Annotated in this window: 10 protein-coding genes and 4 pseudogenes; 6 read left to right on the top strand and 8 right to left on the bottom strand. The window is 59.5% G+C overall.

The window, feature by feature from the left end; all coding sequences use genetic code 11:
- Positions 1-1,565, bottom strand: a 1,565-nt coding sequence (locus tag DFR48_RS22365; protein ID WP_280956439.1) for a beta strand repeat-containing protein, incomplete at its 3' end; no start/stop codon positions are given.
- Between the two features lie 805 nt (positions 1,566-2,370).
- On the opposite strand from DFR48_RS22365, the pseudogene DFR48_RS19600 reads away from it, so the two are divergent.
- Positions 2,371-2,582, top strand: a pseudogene (locus DFR48_RS19600) (IS3 family transposase); the annotation flags it as partial.
- Positions 2,583-2,885: 303 nt separating this feature from the next.
- On the opposite strand, the pseudogene DFR48_RS19590 reads toward DFR48_RS19600, so the two are convergent.
- Positions 2,886-3,873, bottom strand: a pseudogene (locus DFR48_RS19590) (IS3 family transposase).
- A gap of 79 nt (positions 3,874-3,952) precedes the next feature.
- A complete protein-coding gene (locus tag DFR48_RS19585; RefSeq protein WP_114364907.1) occupies positions 3,953-4,975 on the bottom strand; it encodes a helix-turn-helix domain-containing protein in 1,023 nt (340 codons plus the stop codon).
- A gap of 322 nt (positions 4,976-5,297) precedes the next feature.
- On the opposite strand from DFR48_RS19585, the gene DFR48_RS19580 reads away from it, so the two are divergent.
- From DFR48_RS19580 to DFR48_RS19565, 4 genes and pseudogenes are all read left to right on the top strand, one after another.
- Positions 5,298-10,427 (top strand): beta strand repeat-containing protein, encoded by a 5,130-nt coding sequence (locus tag DFR48_RS19580; protein ID WP_114364906.1) that lies wholly within the window; start codon positions 5,298-5,300, stop codon positions 10,425-10,427.
- Between the two features lie 17 nt (positions 10,428-10,444).
- Positions 10,445-12,184 (top strand): ShlB/FhaC/HecB family hemolysin secretion/activation protein, encoded by a 1,740-nt coding sequence (locus tag DFR48_RS19575; protein ID WP_210206022.1) that lies wholly within the window; start codon positions 10,445-10,447, stop codon positions 12,182-12,184.
- A gap of 102 nt (positions 12,185-12,286) precedes the next feature.
- Positions 12,287-12,883, top strand: coding sequence for an invasion associated locus B family protein (locus DFR48_RS19570; RefSeq protein ID WP_114364905.1), 597 nt, complete (start codon positions 12,287-12,289; stop codon positions 12,881-12,883).
- Between the two features lie 164 nt (positions 12,884-13,047).
- Positions 13,048-13,800 (top strand): annotated as a pseudogene (locus tag DFR48_RS19565) (IS6 family transposase).
- A 113-nt stretch (positions 13,801-13,913) separates the two neighbouring features.
- Here the strand turns inward: DFR48_RS19565 and DFR48_RS19560 are convergent.
- The 4 genes from DFR48_RS19560 to DFR48_RS19545 form a co-directional block, all read right to left on the bottom strand.
- On the bottom strand, positions 13,914-14,759 hold the full coding sequence (locus tag DFR48_RS19560) for a fumarylacetoacetate hydrolase family protein (RefSeq protein ID WP_114364904.1): 846 nt from the start codon (positions 14,757-14,759) through the stop codon (positions 13,914-13,916).
- 94 nt (positions 14,760-14,853) lie between these two features.
- Complete coding sequence (mhpA, locus tag DFR48_RS19555) at positions 14,854-16,431, bottom strand: bifunctional 3-(3-hydroxy-phenyl)propionate/3-hydroxycinnamic acid hydroxylase MhpA (RefSeq protein WP_245415668.1); 1,578 nt, start codon at positions 16,429-16,431, stop codon at positions 14,854-14,856.
- Positions 16,432-16,468: 37 nt separating this feature from the next.
- Positions 16,469-17,362, bottom strand: coding sequence for a VOC family protein (locus tag DFR48_RS19550; protein ID WP_114364902.1), 894 nt, complete (start codon positions 17,360-17,362; stop codon positions 16,469-16,471).
- Positions 17,362-18,420: an amidohydrolase family protein gene (locus DFR48_RS19545; RefSeq protein WP_114364901.1), complete on the bottom strand. Its 1,059-nt coding sequence runs from the start codon at positions 18,418-18,420 to the stop codon at positions 17,362-17,364. Before DFR48_RS19545 ends, DFR48_RS19550 begins: the two co-directional genes overlap by 1 nt.
- A 125-nt stretch (positions 18,421-18,545) precedes the next feature.
- On the opposite strand from DFR48_RS19545, the gene DFR48_RS19540 reads away from it, so the two are divergent.
- Positions 18,546-19,235: a GntR family transcriptional regulator gene (locus tag DFR48_RS19540; protein WP_114364900.1), complete on the top strand. Its 690-nt coding sequence runs from the start codon at positions 18,546-18,548 to the stop codon at positions 19,233-19,235.
- 79 nt (positions 19,236-19,314) lie between these two features.
- On the opposite strand, the pseudogene DFR48_RS19535 reads toward DFR48_RS19540, so the two are convergent.
- Positions 19,315-20,115: pseudogene (locus DFR48_RS19535) on the bottom strand (aldehyde dehydrogenase family protein); the annotation flags it as partial.
- Between the last annotated feature and the right edge of the window lie 4 nt (positions 20,116-20,119).

Raw genomic sequence — 20,119 nt, 5'->3', positions numbered from 1 at the left:
GACCCGCTGACGAAGGTGTCGTCGTACTGCGTCCCCGCGATACGTTCGATGCTGATGTACGTGTCGCCGGCCGCATCACCGGTATAGACGCCCGTCTTCAGGTTGATCGTGACGGCCGCCGTGGCGGTCGAGTAGCTCGCAATGTCCCAGCCATCCCCACCGTCGAGAACGTCGGCTCCGGCACCGCCGATCAGCGTGTCATTGCCGTTGCCGCCCATAATGACGTTGTCGCCGGCATTGCCGGTCAATGTGGCACTAACCGTTCCGGTATATGTCAGGCGTTCGACGTTCGCGTAGTTCGCCATCGAATAGGTCGTAAGCGAGGTCCGGATCTCGTCATCGCCGCCACCCGCTGCTTCCGCGATCGTCGCGCCCTGGTTGCCGATGATGTAGACGTCGTCACCAGCCCCACCTTTAAGCCAGGTGCCGGTTGCCGAGGACGTGAGGGTATCGCCGTAATCCGAGCCGACGACGCGTTCGATCTGATAGAATCGATCCCCTTGTGCATCGCCACCCGTTCCGGTCCCCGTCACGAGGTTGACGTTCACAGCCGCCCCGGACGTCGAGTAATCGACAGTGTCCCCGCCCCCGCCACCGTCAAAAAGGACCGCCTCAGACCCGCTGACGAAGGTGTCGTCGTACTGCGTCCCCGCGATACGTTCGATGCTGATGTACGTGTCGCCGGCCGCATCACCGGTATAGACGCCCGTCTTCAGGTTGATCGTGACGGCCGCCGTGGCGTTCGAGTAGCTCGCAATGTCCCAGCCATCCCCACCGTCGAGAACATCAGCCCCGGCACCACCGATCAGCGTGTCATTGCCGGCGCCGCCCGTAATGACGTTGTTGCCGGCATTGCCGGTCAATGTGGCACTAACCGTTCCGGTATATGTCAGGCGTTCGACGTTCGCGTAGTTCGCCATCGAATAGGTGGCAAGCGAGGTCCGGATTTCGTCATCGCCGCCACCCGCTGCTTCCACGATCCTCACGCCCTGGTTGCCAATGACGTAGACATCGTCACCAGCCCCACCTTCAAGTGTGCCGGTTGCCGAGGACGTGAGAGTATCGCCGTAATCCGAGCCGACGACACCTTCGATCTGGTAGAATCGATCCCCTTGTGCATCGCCACCCGTTCCGGTCCCCGTCACGAGGTTGACGTTCACAGCCGCCCCGGACGTCGAGTAATCGACAGTGTCCCCGCCCCCGCCACCGTCAAAAAGGACCGCCTCAGACCCGCTGACGAAGGTGTCGTCGTACTGCGTCCCCGCGATACGTTCGATGCTGATGTACGTATCTCCGGCCGCATCGCCGGTATAGACGCCCGTCTTCAGGTTGATCGTGACGGCCGATGTGGCGTTCGAGTAGCTCGCAATGTCCCAGCCATCCCCACCGTCGAGAACGTCGGCTCCGGCACCGCCGATCAGCGTGTCATTGCCGGCGCCGCCATAAAGCTCATCGTTGCCGGCGCCACCGCTCAGACTGTCGTCCGCGCCAAGACCGTACAACTGGTCGGCGCCCGACGTCCCGGTCAAGGTGTCTGCAGCTGACGTTCCTGTAACGACTGCCATCGGATTCTCCTTCGATTGATGTCCAGAATTGAGAAAACACCTACTCGCTGCGAAACACTCATTGAGTGTGATCGCGGATCGGATTTGAAAAGCAAGACGTGACCGAGCACTGGCTCGCCGAAATCAACAACGATACCCTGCAGAAGCAGTTCTCGAGGTCTTCGTCGATTTTCGTGTCGGTCGAGATGCAGCGGGGTGCCTCGGTGGAATTCGGTAACGGATCGCATGAGAAGACTGGCAATCTCCAACGCAAAGCAGAAGCCAATGCAAACCCTCTCCGGTACCCAAGCGAATATGCCTTAAGGTTGTACCAACAAGATGCATGTGCGCAAGTACCAAAAGTCGCGGACGAGACTTTTTTCAACTTAATGGAGAACTAATATACGGAGGATCTGTATTGTGAAGGCAAGTCTCCCGCTGGAAACCGCTTCCGATCTTCGGCAGTAATCGACGGACAGGACCAGTACATTTCTGACGCGATTGAGGCAGAAGGGACGACTTTCGCCGAACAATGAGTCGCTCGGTGAACTGCTCGCCCTCTCGACAGGACAGGCGGGCTTTCTGCCTCTGACTTAGATCCCGAAGACAGTACGCCCGGGGAACAACCCGAATTTGGGGCGAAGGTCGCACCAACTCTACTTCCTCCGCAGACGAAATTGGGGGGCGCCGGGATCAACCCGAGGCTCTCACATCTGAGGAAAGACATCTAATTGCCATAGAAGGAGGAAGGGATCCTTCCTGCCTGGCGACCAAGACCCCCATCGGAGTTATTCGCCGGCCCTCTATCTCGCCGCCGCCGAGGTGAATATCCGTTCGCAAGCGGAAAGCGTGGCGACAGGCCGTGCGAATGCGTGCTCCTATCCTGGAGAAGGAGAAGGCACCGTGATCGCTGGATTTCGTCCACGATCAATTCGATTGTGGCGCACCCTTCCGCGTCCTTAATGCTGTGGACGATGCGACGCGCGAGTGCCTGGCCGCGATCCCGACACGTCGACCTCCGGACGCCGCGCTGCCCGCGCATAAGGTGGACGCATCATGGAACCGGTTCAGCATACGATATCGACCGTCGCACGGTATTGGCAGAAACGCTCTCCCGCTACCATCACTACAGTGTTAAGCGCTGCATGCGACTTCTTCTTCGGAAGGTCCAAAAGGTCCGCTATTGCTCCCTTCACGAAAAGCTCGACCTGACCTCGTTCTTCGCACGGGTGAACCTCGATTGAGGTCACCAGGGAGCGGATTTCGCAAGCCATCTGCATCGAGTCGTTCGATTGCAACCCGTGAACCGCGCCGGGTTTGCCGGAGGCTGTTTGGTTTAAGTTATGCAGCCATGGCTGGTTCGTCCAGCATGGCGTAATACTTCTCCTCGGCTTCGGCCGGCGGGATGTTGCCGATGGGCTCCAGAAGCCGTCGATGGTTGAACCAGTCGACCCATTCCAGGGTGGCGAATTCAACCGCTTCGAAGCTGCGCCACGGTCCGCGCCGATGGATGACCTCGGCCTTGTAAAGGCCGTTGATCGTTTCGGCGAGGGCGTTGTCGTAACTGTTGCCGACACTTCCGACGGACGGCTCGATGCCTGCCTCGGCCAGTCGCTCCGAATACTTGATCGACACGTATTGAACGCCCCTGTCCGAGTGGTGAATGAGGCCGTTGCCATGAGCGGGCCGCCGCTCATGAAGCGCCTGTTCCAAAGCATCTAGGACGAAGCCTACATGCGCCGTCCGGCTCACCCGCCAGCCGACAATCCGGCGCGCGAAGGCGTTGATGACGAAGGCTACGTAGACGAAGCCTTGCCAGGTGGCCACATAGGTGAAATCCGAAACCCAGAGCCTGTCCGGCGCAGGAGCCTTGAACTGGCGGTTCACCCGATCGAGCGGGCTCGCAGCCGTCTTGTCCGGGATCGTCGTGCGGATCGGCTTGCCCCGGATGATACCCCGAAGTCCCATCGATCGCATGAGCCGGGCGACGGTGCAGCGGGCTATATCGAAGCCCTCCCGCTTTAATTGCCGCCAGACCTTGCGCACGCCGTAGACGCGGAAGTTCGCTTCGAAGACGCGGCGTATCTCGATCTTCAATGCAATGTCGCTGCGGGCGCGGACCGACAACGCTTGGGAGCCCAGGCCGGGAACCATCGTCCACTTCCGCCTTCTTCACTCATTCATTGAGCGTCTGCGCCGTGCAGCCGATCTTGGCGGCGATCGAGGAAACCGCTGCCCATCGCGAGGAATATTCGCCTTGGTGATCCAAAACCATCCGCACCGCTCGGGCGCGGACTTCAGGTGAAAATTTGTTCGTTGTCTTGCTCATATCGGCCCCACTTTCTCAGAAGTTGGAGCCTCCGGCAAACCCGGCGCGGTTCTTAGAAATGCTTGTCTCTTGTGTCGCGTTATAAGGCCTCTGCCTTTGTTTTCCGTATTTCGGCGGGCGTCATTCCGGTCCAGTTCTGAAACGCCTTGAAAAAGGAGTTTGGCTCCCGGTATCCAAGCAGTATGGAGATTTCCTCGTTGCGCAATCCCTCACCCAAAAGGTAGTGCATTGCGAGCGACTTGCGGGTTTCTTGCAGAAGTGAGCTGAAGGTCTGGTTTTCCTCGCTCAGCCGCCGCTGAATGCTGCGCGTGCCGAGATTGAGACGCAAGGCCACATCCTCAATCGAGGTTTCTCCGTTTGGCAATATGTCCTGGAGTATCAGCTTTATCTGGGCGGAGAGCGACATATCCTTGACGCGTAATTGCAGGCGCTTCTGCAAATACGTTTCCATGGAAGCGAGAATATCGCTGTTTGCTGTCAATAGCAGATGGTCCAAATCAGCCTTGTCCAGAATGAGCGCGGCGACCTGCTCCTCCGTTGGCTCAACACCCACATGTTCGATTACTGCATCATTGATCAGCCGCTTTCCCCTGACTTGCATGGCAAGCGGAACGATGTGCCGATTGGAAAATCTGCGACAGCATTCAAGAAGCTGCAAAAGCGTGGTCAGCTCAACCCATTCATGCAATTCAAAGTCGCGAGCGGCATGTGTCAGATATAGTTCGCACCGGTCGCCTGACTGCTGAATACGCAGATGAGTGGGGCCGAGAAGAACGCCATAACGGGCAAAATTTGTAATGCCGGCGCCTACCGTTTTGCTGGCCGAAAACGCCAGCAAAACACCGGTCAGTGGTGTGGACGCCATCGCGCGGGCAATTATCAGCGGCAAGGTCTGCATGTCGCACAACTTTTCAAGTGTGTCGAAAAGCGCGCCATATTGCTCTGCCGTAAGAGTTGCGCCATCGCTCTGCAATGCTTCGAGGGAGAGCCCCGCCTGGCGCGCGATTTCGACAGAATCAATGCCAAATAACTCCCCCATCTGCAGCGCTGCCGCCTCGATAGGGAAGACCTGCTGTTCCTGTTTTCCGCCTAACATAATCATGACCCCCAAATATCGTCGCCGCCATATATGTGTGCAGTTCAAAATGGAAGAGGCGTTTTCATTTGTCGCGAATTAATAGACGATTGGCATGAACGGATTGTGTTTTTTTGATTGATTCTGTTGCATTTTTTAACAACGAAGGTGCGAATGTCCGATTCGGCGCGGCCTTCATGGTGCGGCGTTTTTTTTAAGATCGAGAGAGTTTTGGGGCAAGTGGCGCAGGCGCATCTGCGCCGACCGGTTTTGCAGAATGGGTGGGGTCTCGTCCGTTTGTATATTCCTGCTTTTGGAACTGTCTGCATTTTTTTAGGCGGGGCTTGTTATGTATTGCCATGAAAACGTTTGCGATTTTGCAAAACACAAAGCGCGCCTTGCAGGCGCTCTGCTTGCCTCGACGGCGTTGGCGGTCAATCCGCTTGCAGCCTTTGCCGGTGATGTTCTGCCAACGGGTGGGACGGTTGCAGCCGGTTCTGTGAATGCGTCCACGTCCGGCACCACGATGACGGTCACGCAAAGCTCGGACCAGGCGATTGTCAACTGGAACGGCTTTTCCATCGGGCAGGGCTATACGGTCAATTTCGTCCAGCCGGACAGTTCTTCCGCTATTCTCAATCGTGTGACCGGCTCCACGACCTCGACGATTGCCGGTTCGCTGACGGCGAACGGTCAGGTTTATCTCATCAACCCGAACGGCATTGCGATTACCTCAACGGGTTCGGTGAAAGTCGGTGGCGGCTTTGTCGCTTCCACGCTGGATATCTCGGATGAAGACTTCCTCAATGGCAATTTGAAGTTTCAGGGTGATGGCGCGTCCGCCGGTGTTTCCAACGAAGGCGTGATCACCATTGGTCGCGGCGGCTATGCAGCGCTTCTTGGCGGCACGGTGAAGAATTCCGGCACGATTGCAGTTCCCGTGGGCAAGGTCGGTCTTGGTTCGGGCGAACAGGCAACGCTTGATCTTTCCGGCGATGGCTTCCTGCAGGTGGCAGTTCCCACAGCCGATGGCGCGGAAAGCGATGGCGCTCTCGTTGAGAATTCCGGCTCGATCTCGGCAAGCGGCGGTCTGGTGGTGATGAAGGTGGCAACAGCCAAGTCAGCCGCCCGTCAGGCGATCAATATGTCTGGTGTTGTCGAAGCGGATTCCGTTTCCGGCTCGGATGGCGAGATCGTCATTGGCGGTGGCGACGGCGGTACGGTCAAGGTTTCCGGCAAGGTGACGGCCAAGTCATCGACGGGCAAAGGTGGCAAGATCAAGGTCACCGGCAAGGCAATCAAGCTTGCAAGTGCTGAAATTGATGCGTCGGGTGCAACAGGCGGCGGTTCGATCAATATCGGCGGCTTGAAGCACGGCGCGGACGGGTTGCAGACGGCGGAGACCGCGAGCCTTGACGCAAATACAGTCATTCGTGCGGATGCGACACAAAGCGGCAATGGCGGCAATGTCGTTGTCTGGTCTGATCTTCTGACGACCTATAACGGTACGATCTCGGCCGTTGGTGCTGGCACTGGCACAGGTGGAGATGCGGAAGTCTCGGGCAAGGCAACGCTTGTCTATACCGGTTACACCAATCTCTATGGTCCCGGTGGTTATGGCACGCTTTTGCTTGATCCATATAACATCACGATCTCCAGTGGCACGGCGTCGAACTCTTCGGGCACTACGGCCACGGGCAATGACAGCGTGATCAATGTCAGCACGCTGACGAACGCTCTTGCCAGCGCCAATGTGGAAATCACCACCAATTCCGGCGGCAGCCAGACGGGCAATATCACGGTAGCAAGCGATATCAGCTGGTCGGCGGGTACAACGCTGACGCTGACGGCGGCCAACAATATCTATGTGAATGCCAATATCACGGCGACAGGCGCAAGCGCGGGTCTGGTGCTGACCTATGGCGGGTCGGATTATTCCATCGCGTCGGGCTCTTCGATCACGCTTTCCGGCGCAAGCGCCTCGCTTGCCATCAATGGTCAGGCCTATACGCTCATTCATTCGATGATGGCGCTGGACGCAATCGATAACGGTCTTTCTGGCTATTACGCATTGGCGGAAGATCTGGATGTGACGGCGACCTATTACTCCGTCCTGGTTGGGACCGGCCCCGATCCCTTCACAGGCACATTTGCAGGCCTCGGCAACACGATTTCCAACCTGACGATCAGTGCATCCGGGACAAACAATGTCGGCCTGTTCGGCTCTTCCACAGGCACAATTCGTGACATTGGTCTGGTGAATGCGTCTATCACCGGGGCCTCGTATGTCGGCGCTCTGGTAGGATATAATAACTCCGGCACGATCAGCAATTCCTATGCCAGTGGTGGTGTGAGCGGTGTTGGCGCCGTCGGCGGTCTGGTAGGGTATAATAATTCCGGCACGATCAGCAATTCCTATGTGACCGGCAGCGTGACCGGCGCGGGCAGTAATATCGGCGGGCTCGCAGGAAGAAGTACAGGCACGATTAGCTATTCGTATTCTTCCGCCAACGTGACTGGCAATCAATACGAATATAACGACCCCGATCTGGGAGCTGTCACTCAGGGCAGCATGTATGTCGGCGGGCTGGTTGGGGATAATCGTGGAGTTCTTAGTTATTCCTATGCGACCGGTAGTGTGACGGCGAATGGCGGTACTGCAATCGGCGGATTGGCTGGACAAAATTTAGGCAATGCGATCAGCTATTCTTATGCGTCAGGCAGCGTGACGGGTACTAACACCGTTGGTGGACTGGTGGGGTATAATTACTTAGCCACAGTCAACTATTCCTATGCAACAGGCAGCGTGACGGGTACTGGCACCGTTGGCGGGCTTGTCGGCGGCACCTACGGTGCTATCAGTTATTCGTATGCCACAGGCAGCGTAAGCGGCAGCAGCAATTTCGGTGGTCTGATTGGTCTTTGGCAGGCAGGCACATTGACCGCGCTTTACTGGGATACTGATACGTCTGGCACGACGACGGGTATTGGTTTAGGCAGCACTACCGGTTACACGGGTTTGACATCCGCCCAGGCTCGCGTTGCCTCCAATTATTCCGGCTGGGATTTCTCGACCGTCTGGTATCAGACGGGCGATATGCGGCCGATCCTCAGATCGGAAGCAGCAACTGCGGTTAATGGCGTCATTACCGTTTCCAATCTGCATCAGCTGGCGCTGATGGGGACTGATCTGACGGCCAGCTACCAGCTGACGGCCGATCTCGACGCCAGCATCACCGCTTCCACCGCCACAAGCAGCGGCATATGGGGTGCCACAGGATGGCAGTCTGTTGGCGACAATAGCACCGCCTTTTCCGGAACGTTTGACGGCAACGGCCACACGATCACTGGCCTTACGATCAACGCATCATCGACCGATGATGTCGGCCTGTTCGGTGTTTCTTCTGGCACAATCACCAATATCGGGCTGGTGAATGTTGATGTAGCCGGGAGGAGCTATGTCGGCGGGCTGACGGGGGGGAATGCCGGCACGATCAGCAACGCCTATGTGACCGGCAGCGTGAGCGGTAGCGGCACCGGCGAATTTGTCGGCGGGCTGGTGGGGTATGGCAGTGGTCCCAGTACGGTGAGCACTTCCTATTCGACCGCGAATGTGAGCGGTGGCGCTGCTGTCGGCGGGCTGATGGGTCTCAATCGTGGTGGGATCAGTAATTCCTATTCGACCGGCAGCGTGACTGGCAGCGGCTTTGGTGTCGGTGGGCTGCTGGGGTATAGCGATGGCGGCACAATCAACAATTCCTATGCAACCGGCAGCGTGAACAGCAGCAACTTTTACGTCGGTGGTCTGGTGGGATACAGCATCGGCACAGTGAGCAATTCTTATGCGACAGGCAGTGTGAACGGTGGCAGCAATTATGTCGGCGGGCTGTTGGGATCTAGTATTGGCACGGTTAGCAATTCCTATGCAACCGGCAGTGTGAGCGGTAGCTATCAAGTTGGCGGCTTGATTGGATATAGTTCTGGCGGCACCATCAGTAATTCCTACGCGACCGGCAGCGTGACTGGCACCGGCAATACTGTTGGCGGGCTGCTGGGGTATAGCGATGGCAGCAGCATCAGCAATTCCTATGCGACTGGCAGTGTGCACGGTAGCTATCATGTTGGCGGCTTGGTTGGGTATAGTTCTAACGGCGTAATTGGCTATTCCTATGCAACTGGCAGCGTGAGCGGCATTTCCTATGTTGGTGGTCTGATTGGTAGCAATAACGGCACAGGTACGCTAACTGCACTTTACTGGGATACGGATAGGTCTGGCACAACAACAGGTGTTGGTTTGGGCAGTGCGACGGGCGTTACAGGCCTGACGACATCCCAGTTTCAGAATACGGACGGTTTTTATACGCTGGCTTCTGCCGCTGGCTGGGACTTTGAGAACGTTTGGGCGCCGCCAAGCGATGGCTATTATCCTGAGCTTTACGCAATGTCGACGGTCGCTTGGGTCAGCGATGTGGCGGCCTCCTCCACTTACGGTGACAGCACGGCGACAGTCGGCTCGGTGACATCTCATGGCGGTCCGTCGTCCTATGTTTGGGGGAGAGCTGGCGATAGCCTGACGCTGACGGGCGGCACCTATGCAGTCAGCTCCAACACATCTGCAGGCTCGCATAGCTCCAGGCTGACGACGTCGACCTCTTCCGCCACAAGCACCAATGGCCTCAGCTATCGGGTGATCTATTACGGCGGCGCCAATAATCTGACAGTCGCTCAGCGGGCGATCACCGTTGCGGCCAATGCTGCATCGAGCACCTATGGCAATACGGCAAGCCTGACCTATTCGGTAACCTCCGGCAGCCTCGTCAATGGCGACAGCCTGTCCGGTTCGCTGGCCAGCACGGGCGCATCGTCAACGGCCAATGTCGGGACCTATTCGGTCACGCAGGGCACATTGGACAACTCCAACTATGCGATCACCTATGTCGGGAATACTCTGACCGTTGGTCAGCGGGCGATCACCGTTGCGGCAGATAACGTAACGATCACTGATGGCGATAGGGCAAGCCTGACCTGGCAGCTCACTTCCGGCAGCCTCGTCAATGGCGACAGCCTGTCCGGTTCGCTGGCCAGTGACGGTACATCTGGCGGTGTCGGGACCTATTCGATCACGCAGGGCACGCTTGCCGCCAGCGGCAACTATGCCTTGACCTATGCGGCAGGCATTTTGACAGTGAACGCAGCCAGCGGTGGCGGCGGCACAACAATCGTTCCCTCGACACCTCTTGCAGGCACGTTCGGCCAGTCATCTTCCCCGTTCGGCTTCTCAGGTGCAGGCTCAACCGGTCTTGGCGGTACATCTGGCGTGGCGCAAATCGTCAGCTATAGCGGCGGTTCTCAGGGTAGCGCAGGTCAGTCCTCCGGCAGCGGGTCTTCCGGTTCGGTCATGACGGTGGAAGATCCGGAACTTTCCGGTGCTGTCTGCCAGCTTGGTGACGGTTCGGCTGTCGCCTGCAGCGTAAACTGAGTTTGAGGGAAACGATCATGCGTAAATTGTTGAACATCTCCGTTTCCGCTCTCACTCTGGGCCTTGCAATGTCTGCATCTTCCGGATTGGCTCACGCCCAGACGGCAAGCCAGCTGACCGAGAAGTCCTATGCGCCGCCCGTCATCAAGGCGGTCAAGGGCGGGCTTGCGCTTCCCGGCTCGACCGGCGTTGAAGCACCTGCCGGGGCCGAGCGGCTGCATGTCACGCCGTCCGGCCTTGTCGTCGACGGTAGTCTGCCAGGCATGGAGACTGATACTGCCGCCGTTGAAGGCACGATTGCTGGCAAGACGGTCACGGGTGCCGATCTCTTTAAAGCGGCAAGCGATCTGGAAGCCGCTTACGTGCGGGCGGGCTACCTGCTCGTGCGCGTGTCCTTGCCGCCGCAGACGTTGAAGAATGGCCAGCCGTTAAAGCTCGTCGTGACTGATGGCTATGTCGAGGCAATCGATGCATCAGCGCTTTCGGGCAAGGCGAGAACGCGTGTGGAAGCGGTTCTGGCCCCGCTTGCCGGCTCAAAAGGCCTGACGAAGCGTGAGCTTGAACGCCGTCTGCTGCTTGCAGGCGACACACCCGGCGTCATGCTCAAATCCACGTTGAAGGCCGGATCCAAACCGGGTGCGACGATCATCGTTGTCGATGGCCGCTATGATGCTGTCACTGTCAGTTCTTCGGTTGACAATTCGCTTTCCAGTTCCATGGGATCAATCGTGGCCAGCACGGGCTTCGACTTCAACAACCTGCTTGGTCTTGGCGAGGCATTTTATCTGCGCCTGAACGGCTATCCGGGCTTTGGTTCGGACAATATCGTCAGCGCCGATCCGCGCAACCGCCAGATCGTTGCAGGCCTGACCATGCCGATTGGTACGGACGGATTGTGGGCAGGCCTTGAGGCTGTGGACAGCCGCACGCATCCAACCTCCAGCCTTGGCTATACGATGGCTGACCATTATCAGCGCCTGTCTTCAAAGCTTGGCTATAACTGGGTGCGCTCGCGCGATTTCAACACGGCGTCCATCATCGCCTTCGATATTGCTGACGAGAAGCAGCAGATCGTCATGTCGGGCACGAAGACGGATTATAACGAAGACCGTCTGCGCGTCCTGCGGCTCACGCAATCAGCAGACTATTTCTACAGTTTCGGCGGTCATGTGTCGGGCGATATCACGGCTTCCTTCGGCATGAATGCACTTGGCGCGCGTACGGCAACGTCGGCGCTTCCGATGTCGCGTGATGGCGCAAGCCCGTCATTCAGCAAGCTGGAAGCAAGCCTGCGCTATACTCAGCCCTTTGCCGATGGCCGTGTGCAATGGTTGATTGCCGCACATGGGCAAACCTCGTTTGGTGATGCGCTGGCCGCGTCCGAGCAGATGGGGCTTGGCGGCATGAGCTGGTTGTCGGCCTTTGACAGCGGCGCTGTTCAGGGCGATGCCGGCTTTGCGGTTCGCTCCGAATTGTCCTTCCCGCAGATCTTCACGCCTTTTGCCTCGAAGGAAGATATCGGCGCGGTTGCCGCTCCTTATGTCTTTGGCGCAGCCGGTGTGGCCAAACTGGAAAATCCGACTTCGGTTGAAACAGCTGTTACACGCGCGATCTCCTTTGGTGCAGGTCTGCGTCTGGCGCTGTCTCAACAGGCCAGTTCAAATGCGGCCAACCTTACGCTTGAATATGCCCATGGCGCAGCCAACGGGATGAGCGCGAAGAACCGCATCAATGTGCGCTTCTCAGTCAGCTTCTGACTTTTGCTTCCATATACCCACCCGCCACAGCCTTGCAGCGGGTGGGCCTGTTTCAACAGCCTTGCCAAACCGGACCGGTGCGGCAACTTACCGGACCATAACATGACCCTGATTGCCCGCTCTTCTCTTTTCCGTGTCGCATTGCTTTCAGGCCTCGCACTTGGCGCGCCACTTGCGAGCCTTGCCGCTGACAGCAAACCCGCTGCTGTTCCGGCAGAACCGGCCGTCACCACGGCCTCATATGGCAACTGGGTCTTACGCTGCGTCAATCTTCCGGCTGGAAAAGACGGACAGGCCGCAGCAATACCGGTGACGAGCTGCGAAGTTTCCGAAACGGTTCAGGTTCAGGGGCAGGCCCAGCCGGTGGCCCAAATCGCTCTTGGCCGCATCCCCGGCGACAAGACACTCATTCTGACAGCCGTTCTGCCATCCAACATCGCCATTCCCGGCATGGTTCACATCTCCGGCAATGGCAAGACGGGCGCTGACGAAGAAGGCGCAATCGACATGAGCTGGAACCGCTGTGCGGGCGGGGCCTGCTTTGCCACCGCCAAGCCGGATGCCTCCGCCATCAAAACCTTGCGCTCCGGCAAGGATGGCCACATCCGCTTAACCGACGCATCCGGTCGCGTCATCTCTATCCCCCTCTCATGGAACGGCCTCGATCAGGCACTCACAGCGCTCGATAAGCAGGGGTGAGGAGTGCAACAGGGCCGACGCGGCGGCTCGCGTCTCGATGCCCACGAGGACTACATCGTCGGCATGTTCGAAGAGGCAAAGGGGGCTTGTCGCAAATTTTCGGGCTTAACGGCATGTTGATCATAGACATGGAATTTGCGCTCCGAAAGTTGCGGAGCGAGCCCATGATTCTGAATGCTATTGCCGAGAAGCTGAAGCGCCAATCAAAGGATGACTTCAAAGGCAGGCATTTTGAGGCTTGGCTGATTGTACAGGCGGTTGCCTGGTACTTGCGCTACCCGCTCAGTTATCGTGACCTGGAAGAGATGTTTCGCGAGCGGGGCTTTGAGGTCGATCATAGCACGGTCAACCGCTGGGTATTGGCTTAGGCGCCGATGATCGAAAGACGGTTGCGGCAGTTTCGGCGACCCCATTGCGGCTCAGTTCGGATCGATGAGACCTATGTCAAGATCCGCGGCAAATGGCGCTATCTGTACCGAGCCATCGATAAACACGGCAATCCGGTGGATTTCCTGTTGACCGCTAAGCGCGATCTCGACGCCGCCAAGCGGTTCTTCCGCAAGATGCTCAAAGACGACCCCTTGTTGTCTCCGAACAGGATCGGGACGGACGGGGCCAACACCTTCCCATCAACGATCAAAACGTCGGTTGATGATGGGCTTCTCCATCCGGACCCCGTCCACTATGTCACCAAGCACCTCCAGCAAGGCATCGAAAGTGACCACTTCCGGGTAAAGAACAACATGCCAAAGATCGGTGGCTTCCACTCCTTCAACACGGCGCGGCGAACCATCGCGGGTTTCGAGGCGATGCTTTGGCTACGGAAGGGGTTGGGCTTTTCCGGAGGCTGGACCATCGACGATCAAAACGATTTACTTGCGCGCCTCTTCGGACTGCAAAAGGTTAACAAAGCATGAAAATGAGGATGCACAGGAGATAATCGCGCACTGCGAAAATGTTTGCGACAAGCCCCTTGAAGTTCTCATCCGTCTTCGCGGACCGGCCGCTTGTGGCCAGCCGCATCTGCCGGTCAGGCCTCCTGGCCGATCGGGTTCCTCAGAATGCCGAGCTTGTCGATCTCGACCTCGACAATGTCTCCGGGCTTCATCCACAGCGGCGGATTGCGCTTGGCGCCGACCCCGCCGGGCGTGCCGGTGGCGATCACGTCGCCGGCTTCGAGCCGGGTGAAGGACGAGCAGTATTCGATAATGCGCGCCACGTCGAAGATCATCATGCCGAAGGTCGCGTCCTGGACGACCTCGCCGTTGAGGCGGGTCTGGATCCGCAGGGGATCGAGATCGCCGAGCTCGTCCGGCGTCATCATCCAGGGACCGAAGGCACCGGTGTCGGGGAAATTCTTGCCCGGCGTGAACTGATGGGTATGGCGCTGAAAATCCCGGACGCTGCCATCATTGTAAATCGAATAGCCGGCCACGTGCTCCAGCGCGTTGTCACGGCTGATATAGCGGCCGGGCTTGGAAATGATGACCGCCAGTTCGCCTTCGTAATCGAGATCGCTCGACACCTTCGGCCGAACGATCGGCGCGAGATGGCCGGTCTGGCTGTTGGCATAACGGGCGAAGATCGTCGGATTCTCAACGACGCTACGGCCTGTCTCCTGCCGGTGCATCTCATAGTTCAGGCCGACGCAGAGGATCTTGTCCGGGTTCGGAATGACGGCCAGCCACTCGACCTCGGAAATCGGAAAGATCGCCGCACCGGCCTTCGCCTCGGCGACACCCGCGAAACCGGCGGCAACAGCCTGTTTGAGGTCCGGATAGGTTGCCTTCATGGCCGCGCCGACATCGTGGAATGTCTCGCCTTCGACGATGCCCCAGGTTACGCGTCCCGCGATCTTGACGGTGGAAAGTTTCATGCTCTGTCTCTCCTTGCATGCGGGCCGTCTTTCAAGCCCGCGGTCCTGTTCCTGTCGCGAAGCCGCGGGTCGCGGCTTCGGCGCCTAATTTTCCTCAGCCGAGCTTGCGCTTCAGCTCTCCAAGCTCGGCCGCCAGCTCCGCTTGTGTGCGGGCGGTGGCGAAGACGTAATGGTCCGGCCGCACCAGTGCGGCGCGCGTCTCGTTGCGATCAAACCATCGGGCAAGCACATCGTCCTTTTCGGTTAGTGCGTCGGGCGACATGCCGTCAGAGCCGGGTGGAACGATGGTCGCAACGCTGATGCCGATTTCCGCTGCCGACGCCGAGACATCCTGCACCTCGATGTCGCTCCTGCCGTCGACGATCAGCCGCCAGCCGGCGCCGGTCAGCTTGTCCAGGAGCTGGTCTCCCTCCGCCTGTCGAATTTCGGGCTGGGGAAACAAAGTGCCCCGGGCCGGGCAGGCCGCGTTGGCAAGCAGCCCCTCGTGCAGCGGTGGAACGATCTCCTGCCGGGTGATCGTTGGTGGAGTGCCTCCTCCCTCGGCCAGAATGCGCGCGTCGCGCGCGTCCGCCTCGGCAGGGTCACGGATACAGATCATCTCGCCGATCGCCTTGATCTTGCCGGTCAGTTCGATCACGTGGCGCTTGCGCTCGACGCCGTAGGTGTCGAGCAACGCATCGGACGACGTGCCATTGATCACGCGGTCAAGTTTCCAGACAAGGTTGGTGACATCGCGCAGGCCCTGGCACATGCCCTGGCCGATGAACGGCGGCTGCTGGTGCGCGGCATCGCCGGCGATGAAGACTCGTCCGTCGCGCCATTTTTCGGCGACGAGGGCATGGAAACGGTAGGCCGCGGCGCGCCAGAGCGAGCCGTCCTCCGGCGTCAGCCAGGGAGACAGAAGCGCCCAGACATTTTCCGGCTTCTCCATCTCACGCGGGTTTTCACCCGGCAGCAGCATGATCTCCCAACGGCGGTGGTTCTTCGGCCCCATCACGAAGCTGGTCGGCCGCGACGGATCGCAGAACTGCGCCGAGGTCTGCGGCAGCTTGGCAAGGCCAGCGTCATTCACCTTGACGTCGATGACCAGCCAGGGCTCGTCAAAGATCAGGTCCTCCAGGCGGATACCGACGATCTGGCGAACCGTGCTGGAAGCTCCGTCGCAACCGACGAGATAATCGGCCGTGACCGACCGGACGCGGCCATCGGCCGACTTGAGTTCGGCCGAAACGCCGTCGGCATCGTGCGTCAGGCCGATAAGCTCCACGCCGAGATCGACATCGACGCAATCCAACCCTTCGGCATGGCGCCGCATCGCTGCTTCGACCGGCGGCTGGGTGAAAACCATGCTCGGCGTGTAACCAAGAGGATAAGGCGCCGGCACCATGTCGATGCGCCGGATCAGCTGACCCCTGGCGCCAAAGTGCTGCGAGGCGGTGAACGGCGCGACATGGGGCATGACCTCTTCAGCGATGCCCATATTGTCCAGATGGCGCAGGATTTCGTGGTCGAGAGCGATCGCACGCGGCTTGTCGTAGATGTCGGCAAGCCGGTCGATGACCAGCGTGCGGTGGCCAAGCTTGCCCAGAAGGCCTGCTGCAACGGCGCCGGCGGGACCGAAGCCCACAACCAGGACTGTGTAATGATCGCTATTTGCTTTGTCGTTCGTCACGGAAAACTGCCTGCTCAAAACTGTCGTGGTGATTGGTTCATGGACCGGCGAAAGAGACGGATACCTGCGCCTTCTTGCAGGCATCGCTCTTTGGCGGCGCGATGCCCCAGTGATCGGTGCGTCCGGGCGGCCAGACCCATTCGGACGGCCCGCGGAAACGGTAATTCTCGTCGACCTGCAGGACCTCGGCGGTGTATTCGATGACGACGCCGGTCGGATCGACAAAATAGGCAAAGACATTGTCGCCCGGACCATGCCGGCCAACGCCCCAGCCGATCGGATAACCGGCATCCTTCACGTGGCCCGAGCCGCGCATGACGGATTCGAGGTCCGGCATCTGGAAGGCGATATGGTTCAGGCCGTTGACGTCGGCTTCGGCAAGCACGATCGAATGGTGGTCGCTGTTGCAGCAGAGAAAGGCCATCATCTTCGACCGGTCGGTCAGGCGGAAGCCGAGAGCGGAGCGGTAAAGGGCGGTCAGCACTTCGATATCGCTGGAATTGATGTTCACATGCGCCAGCCGCAGCGGGACGTTGGGGACGATCCGTTCCGCTTTCGTTTTGTCGCCGAAGACAAATTCGAGCGTCGAGCCCTGCGGTTCACGGACCACGAAACGCTCGCCGCCGGCCGGGGAATCGGCGGGGCCAAGGGTGCGCAGCAACGTACAGCCGGCGGCCACCAGAGCCTTTTCCAGCGCGGTGAGTGCCTCACGCGACCGGGCGCGAAAGGTGATCTTGCGCAAGAGGGGCGCGTCGCCCGGCTTCAGTTCCAGCACGTGGTGATCGCTGCCGGTGGCTGCCAGAAAGACCTTGCCCTGCTCCCGGGCGACCTCTTCAAGGCCCCAGACGCGGGTGTAGAAATCGACGGATCCTTCCAGATCCGGCGTGGACAGTTCCACGCTTCTCAGTCCGGCGAGTGGAAAGTCGGACATCACGCGGCCTCCTCAATGTTCAGAAATGCAGCGGCGTTGGCAAAGGCCAGCCGATCACGTGAGCCCGCATCCTCGAATGCGGCCTCGATGCGGGCAAGCGGCGCACGCTCATGAAAGTTGAACGGATAATCCGTGCCGATCAAAATCCGGTCATCGCCGAAGATCGTCGAAAGATGGCGCAGGGTCGGCTCGTCATAGACCAGTGAATCGACATAAAGCCGTCGGGCCTGATCATAGGGATCCGCCTGCAGGGCGTCAGCCAGAGCCGGGAAGATCTTCCAGCCTTCCCTGAGACGCGGCAGGAGGCTCGCCAGCGTTCCGCCGCCATGGCTGAAGGCGATGCGCAGCTTCGGCAGCTTCAACAGCAGATTGGACGTGATGCAGGACGCCGCCGCAAGTCCGATATCCGTCGGATAGGCAAGCACCTGTTGCAGCTGTCCGGGGCCGACGAGGCGATCCATGCCGGCCGGTCGCACCGCGTGCACGAAGACGGCCGCGCCAAGCCTTTCTGCTTCCTCGAAGAAGGGCAGGAAACGCGGGTCGCCGATCGGCACGCCATTGACGTTGCTGCCGATCTCGACGCCGGCGAAGCCGAGCGTTTCCATGGCCCGCCGGAGCTCGGCGATGGCGAGGTCGAGTGACTGGAGGGGAACCGCCGCCAGGCCCGCAAAGCGGCCCCTGCCCTCATCCACCATGCCGGCGATTACGTCATTGATATAGCGAAGCAGATCATCGGCCGGCTGAGGATCCATCCAGTAGCTGAACAGTTCCGGCATCGGCGAAAGCGCCTGCACACCGATGCCGGCCGTATCCATGTCGGCAATCCGGCGCTTGACCGACCAGCAGGCGTCACTGACGGTCCGGTAATTCTTTCCGTCAACGATCATGGTGCGATGGCAGCCATCGGCCGGCTGCATGGAGGGCCATGACTTCGGGACGGCGTCTCCGGCGAAGCGGGGAAAGTCATGAGGAACGACATGCGCATGAACGTCAACGCCGCAGCACGCGCAGCTGCGACCGAAGGCAAATTTCCTGTTTTGACGCGCATTGCCAGCCACAGCGGTTCCTCCCTTGGCACGCCTGGAATAAAATACAAAATAAGCTCTGTAAATATGAAATTTATAAATTTTCTAATTCTGGCGATTGATGTATATGAAATCGGAGTCAACCGCACGAGACGGACATGCACCAGGATACGATAGAGAAATCCGCAGAAACCCCGGCTACCCGGGCAACAGGCATCTATGAACGCCTCAGGGCCGACATCCTGTCTGCGGAACTCGAGCCCGGCCGCAAGCTGCAGCTGCGCTTCCTGACGGAGCATTATGGCTCCGGCCAGACGCCGATCCGCGAGGCACTGAACCGCTTGGCGAGCGAGGAGTTGGTGATCGGCAAGGAGCAGCGCGGCTTCTTCGTCAAGCCGATCAGCCTGGACGAATTGCAGGAACTGACGAAGACGCGTTGCTGGGTCGAGGGCATCGCACTGAGTGAGTCCATACAACGGGCGACAGCGGACTGGGAAGAAGCACTGCTGATCGCCCATCACCGCCTAGACCGGACGCCGCGCTCACTCGATCCGGAAACATTCAAGGACAATCCCGAATGGGAGCGACATCACCGCCGCTTTCACGCGCTGCTCATCGGCAATTGCGGTTCGAAGCCGTTGATCGGATTTTGCGAGCAGCTGGCGGACCGGCTCTACCGCTACCGGGCTCTGTCGATCCGCAAGGCATTCCGGGTCCGTAAGGTCAGTGACGAACATGCCCAGATTTTCAAGGCCGCCATCGAGAGGCGGACGGAAGACGCGGTCGCCCTCCTGCAGAACCACTATCGCCGGACGGCCGACATCATCCGCGCCGACCTCGGCGAATAAGGCCGGCGGGGTTAGCCGCCGGCCCTGTCGATCAGAACGGGTAGTGCTGCCCGGAATCCTCGATCGTCACCCAGCGCAGGTCGGTGAATTCCGCAATGCCCGCCTTGCCGCCGAGTTCGAGCAGCGACGGCTTCAGGTGCTCGCCGGCGAGCCGGCCGATAATCCGTCCGACGCGCGAGGAACCGGTGAATTTTACATGGTGCACGCGCGGATCGGCGATCAGCGCTTCGACGATCTCCGCCGCCTCTTCCGGCCTGTTGCTGACGACGTTGAGAACGCCTTCAGGCATGCCGGCCTCGGCGAAGCATTCGCCGATCAGCCGATGCGTCGCCGGGCACAGTTCCGAAGCCTTGAGGACGACCGTGTTGCCGCAGGCGATCGGCACGGCTACGGCGCGGGTTCCTAGAATGACCGGCGCGTTCCACGGCGCGATCCCGAGGCACACGCCCTTCGGCTTCAGCACGCCCATGGCCAGCGTGTTCGGCTTGTCGGACGGTATGATCTCGCCGCCAATCTGGGTGACGAGCGACGCCGCCTCGCGGATCATGCCGGCGGCGAGCTTGACGTTGAAGCCGGCCCAAAGGCCAGTTGCTCCCGTCTCGGAAATCATGGCGGCGATAAAGTCACCGACCTTTGCCTCCATGATGTCGGCGGCCTTCATCAAGAGCGTGCGTCGTTCCCCCGGCCCCGTCTTGGACCAGGCCTCGAAGGCCTTCGCGGCCGAGGCGACTGCGCGGCCGACATCGGCAACGCTCGCCGCCGCCGCCGTGGTCTCCACCTCGCCCGTGACTGGATCCAGACGGTCATAGCTCCGTCCGCTCTCGGCGGGCGTGTCCTTGCCGTTGATCAGCAATTCGATCTTCGTGTCACAATCCTCCATCCTT

The organism is Ciceribacter lividus (assembly GCF_003337715.1).
In the GTDB taxonomy this organism is placed as follows: domain Bacteria; phylum Pseudomonadota; class Alphaproteobacteria; order Rhizobiales; family Rhizobiaceae; genus Allorhizobium; species Allorhizobium lividum.
This window is presented reverse-complemented; position numbering and strand designations above follow the sequence as displayed.